Raw genomic sequence first — 15,274 nt, forward strand, 5'->3', positions numbered from 1 at the left:
GAGGGCGCATGACGATTCGACAAGGTCCCGACGGGCCCGGCGCCCCGGTGGCGGCCGATAGCGCGTCCGGGGACGCCGACGCGGACCGGCGCACCTTCTCGGGATCGGTGGACTGGCGCTGGGCGGCCCGCACCGGTGCCGCGCTCGTACCCGCCGGTCCGCGTACCTCCCGGCCGGCGGCCGAACAGGTGGTGGCCGAGCTCGCCGAGGCGTCGGTACGCGCCGAGGAACCCGTGCGCGCGGTGACGGGTCTGCTCGACGATCAGCCGGTCCCGGCCGCCCGAATCGTCGACCGGCCCGGCTGGATCGGTGCGGCGGCGGATTCCATGTCGCAGCTCACCGGGACCGGAACCGAGGACCGGCCCGGGCGACTCGGCCTCAACGGTAAACCGGCCGGTGTGCAGGTGGGCGCCATGCTGGCGTTCCTGTCCACCGCGATCCTCGGCCAGTACGACCCCTTCACCGGCCCGGACGGCACCCTGCTCCTGGTAGCTCCGAATATCGTGGGCGTCGAGCGGGCGCTGGGGGTCTCACCGGCCGATTTCCGTTTCTGGGTGTGTCTGCACGAGGTCTGCCACCGGGTTCAGTTCTCCGCTTCGCCGTGGCTCGCCGACTACATGCGCGAGAACGTCGAGGTGCTCGGGGAGATGGGAGACGAGGCGACCTCGGAGATGCTGTCGCGGTTGATCGCCGAGGTGAAGCTCCGGCGCAGCGGGCAAGCGTCCGACGACCCCGCCACGCGCGGCGTGGTCGGCTTGCTGCGGGCGACCCAGCCGCCGGAGCAGCGGGCGGCGCTGGACCGGTTGCTTCTGCTCGGCACCTTGCTGGAGGGGCACGCCGATCACGTGATGGACGCGGTCGGCCCCAGCGTCGTGCCCACGGTCGAGCAGATCCGGATGGCCTTCGACAGACGCCGGACCCGGCCCGCGAATCCGGTGCAGCGCCTGATGCGCGCCCTGCTCGGTATCGACGCGAAGGTGGCGCAGTACGTGCGCGGTAAGGCGTTCGTCGACGAGGTGGTGGGCACGGTCGGCATGGAGCGGTTCAACACGGTGTGGACGAATGCGGAGACTCTGCCGCGCACCGACGAGATAGACGATCCGCGGCGCTGGATCGCCCGGGTACTGGACTGAGTCGTGCGACCGGTGCGGCAGCGGCCGATCCGGTTGCCGGAGACACTCGCGGTGCTGGCCGTGCGGCACGCGGTCCGGGAGTGGTCGACCGGTCTGCCGCCGGCGGAGCTCCAGGTGGCCGTCGCGCTGTCGGGCGGGGCGGATTCGCTGGCGTTGACCGCCGCCGCCGTCGCCGAGGCCGCGGCCGTGGACGCGCTGGTGGTGGACCACCGGTTGCAGGACGGGTCGGACGAGGTGGCGGCCGTCGCGGCGGCGACCGCTCGGTCCCTCGGCTGCCGGTCGGCGCGGGTGCTGCCGGTCGAGGTCACCGGGACCGGCGGTATGGAGGCCGCCGCGCGTACCGCGCGCTACGCGGCGCTGGACGCCGCACGCGCAGGCCTGCCGGTGCTGCTCGGCCACACCCTCGACGACCAGGCCGAAACCGTGCTGCTGGGGCTCGCCCGGGGTTCGGGCGCGCGTGCCATTCAGGGAATGGCGCCGAGTGACGGGCCGTGGGGACGGCCGCTGCTGTCCGTTCGCCGGGCGACCACCCGGCAGTTCTGCGCGGACCTCGGTCTGACGCCGTATGAGGATCCGCACAACAGCTCCCCGGATTTCACCCGGGTTCGCCTGCGCACCGAGGTGCTGCCGTTGCTGGAGGATGTCCTCGGCGGTACCGCGGCGCTCGCGCTGGCCCGAACCGCCGAACAGTTGCGTGCCGACAACGGCGCACTGGACGAATTCGCCGATGAGCTGCTGTCGCGCGCGGGTTCCGGTCTCGCGCTGGACTGCGCTGTGCTCGGCGCGGCCGCCCCCGCGGTGCGTCGCCGGGCGGTACGGGCGTGGCTGCTGGCACAGGGTGTGCGGGGGGTGGCCGGGACGCATATCCGGAGAATCGATGAGCTGGTGGTGGCCTGGCGCGGCCAGGGCGGGGTCGCGGTGGGCGGCGGAGTGCGGGGGACGAGGTTGGTCGTCGTTCGTGAGCATGGCAGGCTGACACTTGCCCGCACCGATCGGGAGCGCTGAGACCGAAGGGAAACCAGTTGACGTGTACGGGGATGATATCGATTCGGTCTTGATCACCGAAGAAGAAATCGCGGCGAAGGTCAATGAGTTGGCCGAACTCATCGCCAAGCGGTACCCGGCCGACGCGCCGGAGGGCGATCTCCTGCTGGTCGGCGTGCTCAAGGGCGCCATCTTCTTCATGACGGATCTGGCGAAAGCCCTGCCGATGCCCACCCAGATGGAGTTCATGGCCGTATCGTCCTACGGGTCGTCCACGTCCTCGTCGGGTGTAGTGCGCATCATGAAGGACCTGGACAAGGACATCGCGGGCCGCAACGTGCTCATCGTCGAGGACATCATCGATTCGGGGCTGACACTGTCCTGGTTGATGCGCAACCTCACCACCCGCAACCCCGCCTCACTCGAGGTGGTGACCCTGCTGCGCAAACCCGACGCACTGCGCACCCAGGTCGAGGTGGCGAATGTCGGCTTCGATATCCCGAACGAATTCGTCGTCGGGTACGGCCTGGACTACGCCGAGCGGTACCGGGATCTGCCCTATATCGGCACGCTGCACCCGCGGGTGTACGGGGGCGATCAGCGCTGAACCCGACGTGGGTAGGCGCAGTTTCGCCTACCCACGCGGGATCTGCGTATCAGGCGGGTATGGCGGGCGGTGCCGCGAATCCGCCGGAGACGGCCCGCTGGCCGAATTCGAGGATGGTCGGCCGGGTGTCGTCGGCCCGCCAGGCGACCGCGAGTTCGCACGGCGGCATCCCGGTCACCGGGCGCGCGGTCAGACCGGGCCAGCGGTACATCGGGACGTTGTTCTCGGCGAGCAGGCAGAGTCCGAGTCCCAGTCCGACGGCCTCGAGCCGGTCTTCGGGGGTGGCCGCTTCGGCGCCGATGGTCGCGGGGCGGCCGTTGCGGGCGTCGTTGCCGAGCCAGAAGTCGCGCACGGCGCCGGCCTCGGCGGGCAGGGCGATGAATTGTTCGTCGAGCAGGTCCGTGAAATCGATCATTTCCTGACCGGCGCGGGGATGCGTTTCCGGTAGGAGCACCCAGCGGCGTTCGGTGCGCAGCACCTGCCAGCGGTAGCGGTTGGGATCCGGTAGCGGAAGCCAGACCAGGGCGAGATCGGCCTGCCGTCCGGCGAGTCCACTGGAGGGGTCGGTCCATGCGGCGGGGTGCAGCGCGAGCCGATGGCCGCTGGCGCTCTCCAGATCGTGCAGCAGTCCGCGGCCCAGTGTCGATTGCAGGCCCACGCGCAGCACCTCGCCCGCTTCCTGGAGCGAGCTGTTGGTGGTCTCCCAGAGCTCCAGGATTTTGCGGGCGCCGGTGAGCAGTTCCTTACCGGCAACCGTCAGCGCGACACTGCGCTGGTTGCGATCGAACAGGACCACATCGAGCTGACGTTCCAGCTGCCGGATCTGACGCGACAGGGTCGGTTGAGCGATGTGCAGCCGCTGAGCGGCGTTGGTGAAGTGCAGTTCCTCGGCGACAGCGACGAAATACCGCAGATCGCGCAAATGCGGGTCCATAGCACCTTGCTATCAGAATCGTTGCTGAATTTCCAGCCCTAATTTGTTCAAGAGGTCCGCATACGGGGCCCGAAACAGTCAGCAGGTTTGTTAGTGACAGCTTATGGGGTCTCGCGGTGATGTGCATCATGAGTTCTTCGGATCGCCGATCGTTCGGCCTCGCTGGGCGATGCAACGGAGAATCGTCGGCGTTTGTCGTGGTAGGGCTGTTCGTGCGGGGCGTGCTGTTACCTCGGTCGATGGGCGCCGGGTCCGCGCCGAGGCGGGTCGCGTGGACAAGTTTCGCGCCGTTCTTCCTCAACTATCCATGTCAAGTGACATTGATCACAATAGGGTTTCGATGGCGGGTTTTCGGCGGGCACGGCGGCCTCGCCGCGGTCCGTCGGTGCCGGACCGCGGCGCTGCGCCGCGGATTCAGTCGTGCCGGACGCGCTCTTCGTAGGCCTTGCGCTTCTCGGTGTCCACATCGTCGAGGAAGGTCTGGGCCGACCCCATCGAACGGCCCAGGGCATCGCCCACCGATTGCGGCAGCAGGTTCACGAACACCGACATGGCGCCCGCCGCCCGGGTCACCCGGGCCTTCGGCCTGGGTTTGGCGATCAGTCGCACCACCGCCGCCGCGATGTCCGCCGGCTCCGCCGCCGGCAGACCCTTCGGCGCCGCGACCCCGGAGCCGAGTTCGGTGTTCGTCAGCGTAGGCAGCACCGAGGAGAACGAGACGCCCGTGCCCCGGTACTCCTCGCGCAAGGTGTCGGTGAAACCGAGCACCGCGTGCTTGGACGCGTTGTAGGTGGCCAGCCCCGGAATATGGGTCTCGCCGGCCAGTGAGGCGATATTGATGATGTGCCCGCTCCTACGTTCGAGCATCCGGGCCAGAGCGATCTTCGAGCCCAGGATCACGCCGTAGACGTTGATGTCCAGGATCCGCCGGGTGATCTGGTCGTCCTCCTCCACCAGTCGCCCGGTCGGCATGATGCCGGCATTGTTGATCAGCACATCGATCGGGCCGACCTCGCGTTCCACATCGTCGAGGAATGTGGTGAACGACTGTTTGTCGGTGACATCGAGCCGGCCGTAGAAGTCGAAATCATGGTCGGTGCCCGATTCCTTGACGGTTTTCTCGTCGATATCGCCGATCGCGATCTTGGCGCCCAGTTCGTCCAGGGCGACCGCGGTGGCCAGGCCGATACCGCGAGCGCCGCCGGTGATGACGACGACCTTGCCGCGAATGGATTCGCTCTTGCTCACCGCTCCTCCTTCGGAGTGGCTTCATGCGGTCCGCGCAGGCCGCAGCGAAGGCGGAGGTATTCCATCATCGGTTGTCTCCCTTGAGTCGCAGCAACGCCGGGACGTCGAATCGGCGCAGACCGCGGGCGCCGGCGGCACGCATCGCCCCGAGACCGATCAGGATCTTGTTGAGGTCGTAGGGCATCCAAGTGAGTTCGCGTTCCTGGGTCGGCAGGATCGGCGTGGTGATCGCCTTGGCCCGGCAGTACTTGCGCACCCCGTTTGCGCCGCCCCAGCGGGCCCCGACACCGGAATCGCCCCAGCCGCCCATCGGGAGAGCGAAATTGAACAGGTTGGCGAAGACGTCGTTGATATTGACTGCGCCCGCGTTCAGTGCCCGGGCTACCCGTTCGCCGCGGGCCTTGTCCCCGGTCCACACTGTCGCAGACAGTCCGTAGACGGAGTCGTTCGCCAACCGGATGGCCTCGGCCTCGTCGGCCACTTTCATGACCGGCAGTGTCGGCCCGAAGGTCTCCTCGCGGATGCACGACATGCTGTGGTCGACATCGACCAGCACGGTCGGCTCGAAGAAAGTGCCCACGCCCGTCCGTTTGCCCCCGGTCAGGACTTTCGCGCCGGCGGCGACGGCGTCGTCGATATGCCGCTCGACGATGCCGACCTGGCTCTCGTTGGCCATGGCCCCCACATCGTGACGTGGCGTGCGATCGTCGTGCCCCTGTCGCAGGGACCTGACATTCTCGGTGAGCTTGGCGACGAAATCTTCGTAGACGGGCGCCTCGACATACACCCGCTCCACCGAGATGCAGACCTGCCCGGAATTGAACATCCCGCCGAACGCGATACCGGCGGCGGCACGATCGAGATCGGCGTCGGCCAGCACGATCGCCGGATCCTTACCGCCCAGCTCCAGGCTGTAGGGGACCATCCGGGCCGCGCAGGCAGCGGCGATCCGGCGGCCGGTGGCGGTGGAGCCGGTGAACTGGATGTAATCGGCGTTGTCGACCACGGCCGCGCCGGTGACACCCGCGCCGGTGACGACGGACAGCACCGGGGGCGCACCGATCTCTCGCCAGCCGCGGGCGAGTTCGAGCGCCGACAGCGGGGTCACCTCGGACGGCTTCAAGATCACCGCGGCGCCGGCGGCCAACGCCGGGACGACATCGAGCAGCGGCATTGCCAGCGGGAAATTCCACGGGGTGATCACGCCGACCACCGGATACGGCTCGAACACCGTGGTCAGCCGTTTCACCCGGGACAGCGGGCTGTGCGGCGCGGGATGCTCGTCGGCCAGGAACTTGCCGGCTCGGCGCGCGTAATACCCGATCAGGTCACTGCCGAAGATCGGATCGATAAGCGAATCGACCCGGGGTTTACCTGTCTCGGACTGCAGTACGTCGGCCAGCACCTCGGTGTTGTCGATGATCCAGTCCTGTAGTTTGAGCAGCCATTCCTTGCGCTCGTCGGGGCCGATGGCCTGCCATTCGCGCTGCTGCTCACGCAGATCGGTGATGGTCACGACGACCTGCTCGGCCGGCGTATCGGCGACCGAGCCGACCACCTCGCCGGTGGCGGGATTGAGAACCCGGATCTCCGAGTCCGGGGGTGGTTCCGCGGTATTCGCCGCGGCGTCGGGTTGTCCCGATTCGGTTTTGGTCACTGCTGTTCTCCCACTGCGTCGTGCTCGGAACCGCTGTGGCTGATCGTTGTGAATCAGCTCACCGGATCGATCGTGACACACTGTGCGAGACACCGCGCCCGGTCGCGGTGTCCGATGCCGGGATCTATTGGGATTCGCGAGCCAACCGGCGCAGTGGCGGCTCGTTTGCCGGGGGCACCCGGCGGTCGGGTAACTCCGCGAGAAGATCGGTGGTCGCCGCGGCCACGGCCGCAACGGCTTTGTCCACAGCGGGTTTGGTGGCCGAACTCAGCCCGGACAGGCCACCGACTTTGCGCACATACTGCAGTGCGGCGGCATAGATCTCCTGCTCGGTAGCGGCGGGTTCCAGACCTCGCAAGACGGTGATGTTTCTACACATGAATGCACATTAGCCCCGGAACAGGGCTGGTGACAGGCCAAGGAACAAATGTGAAAACACATTGACCGGCCCCACCCGCGACCCGGGTCCTAGACTCACGGTATGGCTGCTCCCGGATTGCCCACGCCGACCCCTTTCCCCTATCCGGAGCTCGACAAGCGCGAGGAGGACCACTGGTCCGGCGCGCCCATCGACGATGACCGGTTGCGGGCATTGGCGCTGGGCGCCTTCTACTCGGCGCGCTGGGACGCCTTCCACGACGAGCTGCTGCTCGGCCCGGAACGCGACCACCCCCTCGGCGACCGCCGCGAACTGGCCATCGACACCCTCACCGGAGCATGGGGCATCACCGACGGCACCGAGGCCCGCGCCTCCATGGAACAACTGCTCGAGGGGATGCACGCCCCGCTGTACGCCTTGGTGCACCCGCTGGTCACCGCCTCGCTCAATGCCAGCGAACGCGACCGCTTCGGGGAACGCGCCGACCGGCACCGCGCCTTCCTGCGCCAGGTCGCCTCGTTCCGCGGTATCGACAATTCCGAAGCTCTCGTCCGCGACTACGACATCTGGTCCCAGGCGATCAAGATCGGTTTCACCGATCACCTGTCCCGGCCGCTACCCGCTGATATCCACGCCTGGGACCTGGCCCGGGTGGTCGCGGTGGCACGGATGTCCTACACCGCCGGCTACATCGAAACCGACGTCGCCTGGGACTACCTGGCCCGTGCGCTACCCCTGGCCCAGCGCAAATACCGCAACTGGCGGCAGTTCGGCGACGCCTACCTCACCGGCTGGACCTACTGGCAAGCCTGCGAAGACCTGGCCGAACTGAAAGACGGCGGGGTCGACCGGCGCCTGGAACTCCTGCGCCTCTGGCTGCGCCCGACCAGTCCGTGGCGCCGCATCGGATTGAACTGAGCTGTATCTATTGCGCCGCCTGCGGCGGCGCGGGTCGGGGCCCTCGTCAACCCCGGTTCTTCACTCCTGCGCTCAGTCGCTGCGCTCAGTCGCTGCGCTCCTTCGCTTCGTCGCTCCAGAACCGGGGCGGGCCCCGACCATGGAATGGTGACCGTTCGGTGTGGTGGTCGTGGGTCGTCATTCCTGGGGGTGGGTGGCTGCGCTGCTTCGCTTTGTCGCTGTAGAACCGGGGCGGGGCTCCGACCTTGGGACGGTGATTGCCGGGAGAGGTGGTGCTGGGGTCGTCGTTCCTGGGGTGGGTGGCTGCGCTGCTTCGTTTCACCGCTGCAGAACCGGGGTGGGCCTGACCAGGGATGTCGGGCATCGGCGGGGTGTGTGATGTGTGAAGGTGAGAAAGGCTGCCGGGCTGTGAAGGTGAAGGCGTGGGGTTGCTCGGGAAGGCCTGTGTTTATTTGCGCCGCCTGCGGCGTCGCGGGTCGGGGCCCTCGTCAACCCCGGTTCTTCACTCCTGCGCTCAGTCGCTGCGCTCCTTCGCTTCGTCGCTCCAGAACCGGGGCGGGCCCCGACCATGGAATGGTGACCGTTCGGTGTGGTGGTCGTGGGTCGTCATTCCTGGGGGTGGGTGGCTGCGCTGCTTCGTTTCACCGCTGCAGAACCAGGGTGGGCCCCGACCATGGAATGGCGACCGTCAGGAGGAGGTGGGGTCGTGGTTGCTGGGGTTGGTGGTCGCGCTCCTTCGCGCTGTGCTGCAGGAGGGCGCGCCCCGATCATCTGATCACCGGGCAGATTTCGAATCGGGTGACGGACCGGCCGGGTTCCTACCGTTGGCCGGTGAGCCACTCGTCGAAGGTTGTGGGTGCGATGCGCGCGTCTTTCCCGGGCAACAGGGCATTCCCGGCCATTTCGGGTCCGAGCAGGGAAGCCCAGGTCGGTGCGAGCCGGACCGAACAGCCGCGGGCCGCGTTGGTGCGGCGGGCCATATCGACGAGGTCCTGTGCCCTAGCTCGCCGACCTGCCCGATTCGGCCCCGGCCCGCACCTGGCGACGGCTGACCGCGATCGGAGTAGCGCCTCCCGTACCGGACGGCGTTAACCGCCGCGCGGTGCCGGGAGGCGTCAGACACCCGGCAGCGAGCGCAGGATGCCGCGGCCGTAGCGCTGGAACTGGGTATCGTCGACCATCCCCAGGGAATGCCGCTCCACCAGCAGTTCCCACTCCGAGTACAGATGCGCGACACTGGGGTCGGCCGGGCCGGCCGCTCCGTCCACGGCGACCAGCCGTACCGCGAAGTTGATGGCGCACGCCAGCCGTTCGGAATCGGCCCGATCGAGGGCGGTGAAGCACATCGCGGTGTTGCCGTCGTGCACTTCGACCAAAGGCCGGCGGTCCCGCACCTGGATGTCCTTCACCACCGACACGGCCTCTTCGGTCGCGCGGGCTCGCATGATCATGGGGATCGGCAGTTCGTGGGTGTACGACTTACCGGAGCCCAGTGAGACCAGCAGCAGGCGCGTGGTCGTCACCGCGAGCAGGCAGGGGTCGTCGTCCCCTACCGGCGGATGCGCGACCACGCTCGCGGTTTCCAGCACGTATTCGTCGCCGGTGACATAACCGGCCAGACCGGCTGTGGCGGATTCGCCACGCCCGGCCGCCGACATCCGGCGAACCGCGCGCTCCACATCCGCGCGCACCGGACCGCGGTCGGTCCATTCGGTGGGCGGTGCGGTCAGCTCGGGGGCGGCGGTATCGATACGCTGCGCGGCCAGGATCTGGTCGTTGATGCGGGAGACGATCCCGGCGGCGGCCGGAACATCGTGCTCGGCGATCAGCACCGGCAGCGGGGTCCGGTCGGCGGGTACGCCGACCAGCACGGGGGTCGGGTAGCGCAGGTAGATCTCGATGACCACCGCGTCGTCGGCTCGCCGGCTGAGTCGTACCTCCAGCAGATCGGTGACCGCGACGTCCAGGACTCGTTCACCGTCGCTCTCGGTTTCGCCGTCGGCGCCGGGGCGCAGGACGATCAGTCGCCCTTCACCGTGGCGCACGATTGCCGTGGGTGTCCGTAACTCGACTATGTCCATACCCCCTGCTCGGGTCGTACGCGATCATCATCGGTCTTACATGCGTGCCATGATTGTGATCACTACGAAATATCACAGAACACGACCCCGGGAACCACCGTGGTTTTCCGGCCGTTTACTTCTTGAACTGCATCACCAGCCGAACTCCTTGCTTGCGATAAGTCAGGAAGCGCGATGTATCGACTAGACCGTACGCGGTAACGTGGCATGTCCGCATCCGAATCCGCCCACCGGGTGGCCAGGGATGTGGGTTGCGCCGCCCGACACCGACGCATCGCTAGGTAAGAACGCGGAGACGCCTGAAAGGACTGGCCACCCGGCCGACGCTCTATGAACCGCAAGACAGTGTTTCGCACCCTGGCGATAATCGCGGGCATTCTGCTCGTGATCTATCTGTTCAGTTACTTCGGCAACGACACCCGCGGCTGGCAGAGCGTCGACACCTCGGTGGCCCTCACTCAGCTCGCCGACAAGGAGAACGTCGCCAACGTTCAGATCGATGATCGCGAACAGCAACTGCGGATCGAGCTGAACAACGGGAACGACGCCACCCAGGGCCATAACAAGATCATCGCCAAGTACCCCGGCGGCAGCGATACCTCGGCGCAGATCTTCAAGGCCGTGCAGGACTCCGGCGCCGACTACAACACCGTGGTCAAACAGGAGAGCTGGCTCACCCAGATCCTGCTGTTCGTGCTGCCCATGGTGATCCTGCTCGGGCTGTTCATCTTCGTGATGTCGCGAATGCAGGGCGGCGGCCGCGGCGGCATGATGGGCTTCGGCAAATCCAAGGCCAAACAGCTGTCCAAGGACATGCCCAAGACCACCTTCGCCGATGTGGCCGGCGCGGACGAAGCAGTCGAAGAGCTCTACGAAATCAAAGACTTCCTGCAGAATCCGGTGCGCTACCAGGCACTCGGCGCCAAGATCCCCAAGGGCGTACTGCTCTACGGGCCGCCCGGCACCGGTAAGACGCTGCTCGCGCGCGCTGTGGCCGGTGAGGCGGGCGTACCGTTCTTCACCATCTCCGGGTCGGATTTCGTGGAGATGTTCGTCGGCGTCGGCGCCTCCCGCGTCCGTGACCTGTTCGAGCAGGCCAAGCAGAACAGTCCCTGCATCATCTTCGTCGACGAGATCGACGCGGTGGGCCGCCAGCGCGGTGCCGGACTGGGCGGCGGGCACGACGAGCGCGAACAGACGCTCAACCAGTTGCTGGTCGAGATGGACGGGTTCGGTGATCGCACCGGCATCATCCTGATCGCCGCGACCAACCGCCCCGATATCCTCGATCCCGCGCTGCTGCGACCGGGCCGGTTCGACCGGCAGATACCGGTCAGCAATCCTGATCTGGCCGGTCGCCGGGCCATCCTGCGGGTGCATTCGCAGGGCAAGCCCATCGCGCCGGAAGCGGATCTGGAGGGGCTCGCCAAACGCACCGTCGGCATGTCGGGCGCCGATCTGGCGAACGTGATCAACGAAGCCGCGCTGCTCACCGCCCGCGAGAACGGGTCCACCATCACCAGTGACGCGCTCGAGGAATCGGTGGATCGGGTGATCGGCGGTCCGCGCCGTAAGAGCCGGATCATCAGCGAGCACGAAAAGAAGATCACCGCCTACCACGAGGGTGGTCACGCGCTGGCGGCGTGGGCGATGCCCGATATCGAACCGGTCTACAAGGTGACGATCCTGGCCCGCGGGCGCACCGGCGGGCACGCCATGACGGTGCCCGAGGACGACAAGGGCCTGATGACCCGTTCGGAGATGATCGCCCGGCTGGTCATGGCCATGGGTGGCCGCGCGGCCGAGGAACTGGTCTTCCACGAGCCCACCACCGGTGCATCCTCCGATATCGATCAGGCCACCAAGATCTCCCGCGCGATGGTCACCGAATACGGGATGAGTGCCCGGCTCGGCGCCGTCCGCTACGGCCAGGAGCAGGGCGACCCGTTCCTCGGCCGGTCCATGGGCACTGCCTCGGACTACTCGCACGAAGTCGCCGGCGCCATCGACGAAGAGGTCCGCAACCTCATCGAGGCCGCGCACACCGAGGCGTGGTCGATCCTCAGCGAGTACCGCGATGTACTCGACGAGCTGGCCACCGCCCTGCTCGAGCGCGAAACCCTGCACCGTAAGGATCTGGAAATCCTGCTCAGCGCGGTGCAGAAGCGGCCGCGGATCACCGCCTTCAACGATTTCGGCGATCGGGTTCCCTCGGACAAACCGCCGGTCAAAACCCCGGGTGAGCTCGCGGTGGAACGCGGCGAGCCGTGGCCCCCGGAACCACCGGTGCCGGCAGGCGTCGCGCCGGGCGATTCCGCGCCCGCCGGAATTCTGTCGAAGCCGGCCGGATATCCGGGCGGCGCGGTCCAGCAGCCCGGGTACGGCCAGCCACCCGCCGGCTATCCGGCACCCGCACAGCCCGCGCCCGCCTATCCGCGCGGTTCCACGCACGGTTCACGTCCGGACTACGGCGCCCCCGCCGGCTGGTCGGCACCGGGCTGGCCGCCGCGCGACGAGCCGCAGGCAGACCGGGGTCACGGCGGCGCGCCGGAGCAGCCACGGCACACCCATCCCGACCAGAACTCCGGTTACGACCGTGGTCAGGGCGATTCCGGATACGGCTCGGGCGAGGAGCCCGGCCGTGGCGGGGCGCACTCCTGGGACAGCCCGAACGGTCGGCAGTAAGTAGTCGCCGATTACGCTCGGACGGGATCGGCGCCCGGTGAGTACTGCCGCGCCCGAAATGTGGAGGTGTCCTCGAATGTCGGCCAATCAGCAAACCAATGGCCAGGCGGCCGGTATCCCCGCCGAATTGGGGGAGACCGGCGAATCCGCGCGAGAGTTGATCGCGCTGCACACCGGCAGACCGTTCGATCAGGCCAGGGCCGAGTCGGCGATACGCGAATTGCTGCTCGCGGTCGGCGAGAATCCCGACCGGCCGGGATTGCGCGACACCCCGGCCCGAGTAGCTCGTGCGTACCGTGAGATGTTCGCCGGGTTGTATGTGGAACCGGACGCGGTGTTGAACACCACCTTCGACGAAGAGCACCAGGAACTGGTGTTGGTCCGTGATATTCCGATGTACTCGACATGTGAACACCATCTGGTGTCGTTCCACGGTGTGGCTCATGTCGGCTACATTCCGGGCCCGCACGGCCGGGTGACCGGGCTGTCGAAACTGGCGCGGCTGGTGGACCTCTATGCCAAGCGTCCGCAAGTTCAGGAGCGTCTGACCAGCCAGATCGCGGACGCGATCATGCGCAAACTGGATCCGCGCGGCGCGATCGTCGTGGTCGAGGCCGAACACCTGTGCATGGCCATGCGGGGTATCCGCAAGCCCGGTGCCAGCACCACGACCTCGGCGGTCCGGGGACTGCTGCAGACCAACTCGGCGTCGCGTTCCGAGGCCCTCGACCTGATCCTGCGCAAGTGACCGACCAGAGATCTGCCGCCACTGTGCCCACGCTGACCGGTGCACGGCCCCGTCCGGGTGTGCAGCCGCGCCCGGGCCGGTCGTGTGTGGTCATGGGGGTGGTGAACGTCACCAGCGATTCGTTCTCCGACGGCGGGCGCTATCTCGATCCCGGGCGTGCGATCGAACACGGAGTCCGGCTCCATGAGATGGGTGCCGACATCATCGATGTAGGGGGTGAGTCGACGCGCCCGGGCGCGGACCGCGTCGACGCGGACACCGAGATCGAACGAGTGGTTCCCGTGCTGCGCGGACTGGCCGCGGCCGGGATCCCCACCAGTGTCGACACCATGCGGGCGCGAGTGGCCGAGGCTTCGATCGCTGCCGGTGTATCGGTCATCAACGATGTCTCCGGCGGGCGTGCCGACCCGGCGATGGCGGAGGTGGTCGCCGCCGCCGATATCCCGTGGATACTCATGCACTGGCGGGCCGCCGCGGACTACCGGCACACCGGCCCGGCCGATCACTACGACGATGTGGTGGCCGAGGTGCGGTCCGAACTCGGGGTCCAGGTCCAGCATGCGATCGACGCGGGCGTCGATCCCGCCCGGCTCATCCTCGACCCCGGCCTCGGATTCGCCAAGACCGCGGAGCACAACTGGTCACTGCTGGGCGCCTTGGAACAATTCGTCGCCGACGGTTTTCCGGTGCTCATCGGCGCCTCGCGTAAACGATTCCTGGGATCGCTGCTCGCTGATACCGAGGGCCCTCGGCCACCGGCCGGCCGGGAGACCGCGACCGCTACGGTGTCGGCGCTCGCGGCCTGGCACGGCGCGTGGGGGGTGCGCGTCCACGACGTCCGCGGATCGCAGGACGCGATCGCCGTGACCGACGCCTGGCGTCGTGCCGAGCGGGCGGGAGCGCCGCGGTGACTGCACCGGCGCCCGGCCCGGACCGGATCGAACTCCGTGGGCTGCGGGTTTTCGGCCATCACGGAGTCTTCGAGCACGAACGCCGGGATGGACAGGAATTCGTGGTGGATCTGACCGTGTGGTCGGATTTCACCGCCGCCGCGGCTACCGACGATCTGGCCCACACGGTCGACTACGGCGCCCTCGCCGAACTGGCCGTGCGCGTCGTGGCGGGGCCGCCCCGGAATCTGATCGAAACCGTCGCCGCCGAAATCGCCGATCGGGTGTGTGCGGTCCCCGGCGTCGCGGAGGTGGAGGTGGTGCTGCACAAACCGGCCGCGCCGATCCCGCACAGCTTCGCCGATGTGCGGGTGGTCACCGCCGGGCGGCGCGGACAGGTGCCCTCATGACGCGCGCCGTTCTATCCATCGGCTCGAACATGGGGGATCGGCTGGAGTTGCTGCGCGGCGTCGTGGCGGGTTTCGGCGCCCGGATCCGCGCCGTGTCCCCGGTGTACACCACGGCGCCCTGGGGCGGCGTGGACCAGGACGACTTCCTGAACGCCGTGCTGGTGGCCGACGACCTCGACTACGACTGCCACGATTGGTTACGGCACGGACAGCGGCTGGAAGAGGCAGCCGGCCGCGAGCGTACGGTGCGCTGGGGCGCCCGGACCCTCGACGTGGATATCGTGTCCTGCGCCGCACCGGCGGGTAGCGGACTGCGTGCCCTCCACCGCACCGACCCCGATCTGACCCTGCCGCATCCGCAGGCCCATCGCCGGGCGTTCGTGTTGATCCCGTGGCTCGACGTCGAGCCGGACGCATCCCTGGAGGTCGACGGAACCACCCGGGCGGTGCGCGACCTGCTGGCGGAGCTGGACCCCGCCGAACGCGCGGGGGTGCGCCACACGGAATTCGCCCTGGTACCGGCCACGGGGACCGTGTCATGATGCGCTACCGCCGCCTTCGCCACGGCCTCCGCGGGTTGCACGTACACGCGTCCGAGGA

Annotated in this window: 15 protein-coding genes; 9 read left to right on the forward strand and 6 right to left on the reverse strand. The window is 67.9% G+C overall.

The genetic code is table 11. The annotated features are described in order from the left end of the window. Positions 1-8: 8 nt before the first annotated feature. From OG804_RS24210 to hpt, 3 genes are read left to right on the forward strand one after another with little or no spacing between them, the layout of a single operon-like run. Positions 9-1,133 (forward strand): zinc-dependent metalloprotease, encoded by a 1,125-nt coding sequence (locus OG804_RS24210; RefSeq protein WP_328390181.1) that lies wholly within the window; start codon positions 9-11, stop codon positions 1,131-1,133. A gap of 27 nt (positions 1,134-1,160) precedes the next feature. Beyond that, positions 1,161-2,138, forward strand: coding sequence for a tRNA lysidine(34) synthetase TilS (tilS, locus tag OG804_RS24215; RefSeq protein ID WP_328398692.1), 978 nt, complete (start codon positions 1,161-1,163; stop codon positions 2,136-2,138). A gap of 22 nt (positions 2,139-2,160) precedes the next feature. Then, positions 2,161-2,724, forward strand: coding sequence for a hypoxanthine phosphoribosyltransferase (gene hpt / locus OG804_RS24220; protein WP_328390183.1), 564 nt, complete (start codon positions 2,161-2,163; stop codon positions 2,722-2,724). 49 nt (positions 2,725-2,773) lie between these two features. Here the strand turns inward: hpt and OG804_RS24225 are convergent, their stop codons facing one another. From OG804_RS24225 to OG804_RS24240, 4 genes are all read right to left on the reverse strand, one after another. Then, on the reverse strand, positions 2,774-3,658 hold the full coding sequence (locus tag OG804_RS24225; RefSeq protein WP_328390185.1) for a LysR family transcriptional regulator: 885 nt from the start codon (positions 3,656-3,658) through the stop codon (positions 2,774-2,776). A 414-nt stretch (positions 3,659-4,072) separates the two neighbouring features. Beyond that, positions 4,073-4,906: an SDR family oxidoreductase gene (locus OG804_RS24230; protein ID WP_328390188.1), complete on the reverse strand. Its 834-nt coding sequence runs from the start codon at positions 4,904-4,906 to the stop codon at positions 4,073-4,075. Between the two features lie 64 nt (positions 4,907-4,970). Beyond that, positions 4,971-6,563 carry an aldehyde dehydrogenase family protein gene (locus tag OG804_RS24235; RefSeq protein ID WP_442941617.1) on the reverse strand — a complete coding sequence of 531 codons (1,593 nt, stop codon included), beginning with the start codon at positions 6,561-6,563 and terminating at the stop codon, positions 4,971-4,973. Between the two features lie 124 nt (positions 6,564-6,687). Continuing rightward, positions 6,688-6,942 carry a DUF2277 domain-containing protein gene (locus OG804_RS24240; protein WP_328390190.1) on the reverse strand — a complete coding sequence of 85 codons (255 nt, stop codon included), beginning with the start codon at positions 6,940-6,942 and terminating at the stop codon, positions 6,688-6,690. Positions 6,943-7,044: 102 nt separating this feature from the next. Between OG804_RS24240 and OG804_RS24245 the strand changes: the two genes are divergently transcribed. Beyond that, positions 7,045-7,860, forward strand: a complete 816-nt coding sequence (locus OG804_RS24245) for a DUF1266 domain-containing protein (protein WP_328390192.1) — start codon at positions 7,045-7,047, stop codon at positions 7,858-7,860. A gap of 818 nt (positions 7,861-8,678) precedes the next feature. On the opposite strand, the gene OG804_RS24250 is transcribed toward OG804_RS24245, so the two are convergent. Both OG804_RS24250 and OG804_RS24255 read right to left on the reverse strand, forming a co-directional pair. After that, positions 8,679-8,840, reverse strand: a complete 162-nt coding sequence (locus OG804_RS24250) for a hypothetical protein (RefSeq protein ID WP_328390194.1) — start codon at positions 8,838-8,840, stop codon at positions 8,679-8,681. Between the two features lie 135 nt (positions 8,841-8,975). Continuing rightward, positions 8,976-9,941 (reverse strand): hypothetical protein, encoded by a 966-nt coding sequence (locus OG804_RS24255; RefSeq protein ID WP_328390196.1) that lies wholly within the window; start codon positions 9,939-9,941, stop codon positions 8,976-8,978. A gap of 330 nt (positions 9,942-10,271) precedes the next feature. Between OG804_RS24255 and ftsH the strand changes: the two genes are divergently transcribed. From ftsH to folK, 5 genes are all read left to right on the forward strand, one after another. After that, positions 10,272-12,626 carry an ATP-dependent zinc metalloprotease FtsH gene (ftsH, locus tag OG804_RS24260; protein WP_328390198.1) on the forward strand — a complete coding sequence of 785 codons (2,355 nt, stop codon included), beginning with the start codon at positions 10,272-10,274 and terminating at the stop codon, positions 12,624-12,626. Between the two features lie 76 nt (positions 12,627-12,702). After that, positions 12,703-13,374, forward strand: coding sequence for a GTP cyclohydrolase I FolE (folE, locus tag OG804_RS24265; protein ID WP_328390200.1), 672 nt, complete (start codon positions 12,703-12,705; stop codon positions 13,372-13,374). A 92-nt stretch (positions 13,375-13,466) separates the two neighbouring features. Continuing rightward, positions 13,467-14,285, forward strand: a complete 819-nt coding sequence (gene folP / locus OG804_RS24270) for a dihydropteroate synthase (protein WP_328398696.1) — start codon at positions 13,467-13,469, stop codon at positions 14,283-14,285. Beyond that, complete coding sequence (folB, locus tag OG804_RS24275; protein WP_328390202.1) at positions 14,282-14,674, forward strand: dihydroneopterin aldolase; 393 nt, start codon at positions 14,282-14,284, stop codon at positions 14,672-14,674. The genes folP and folB overlap by 4 nt, the downstream gene beginning before the upstream one ends. Then, the gene (gene folK / locus OG804_RS24280) at positions 14,671-15,216 is read left to right on the forward strand and encodes a 2-amino-4-hydroxy-6-hydroxymethyldihydropteridine diphosphokinase (RefSeq protein WP_328390204.1); all 546 of its coding nucleotides are present in this window, start codon (positions 14,671-14,673) and stop codon (positions 15,214-15,216) included. Before folB ends, folK begins: the two co-directional genes overlap by 4 nt. Positions 15,217-15,274 lie beyond the last annotated feature (58 nt).

This window comes from Nocardia sp. NBC_00416 (genome assembly GCF_036032445.1).
In the GTDB taxonomy this organism is placed as follows: domain Bacteria; phylum Actinomycetota; class Actinomycetes; order Mycobacteriales; family Mycobacteriaceae; genus Nocardia.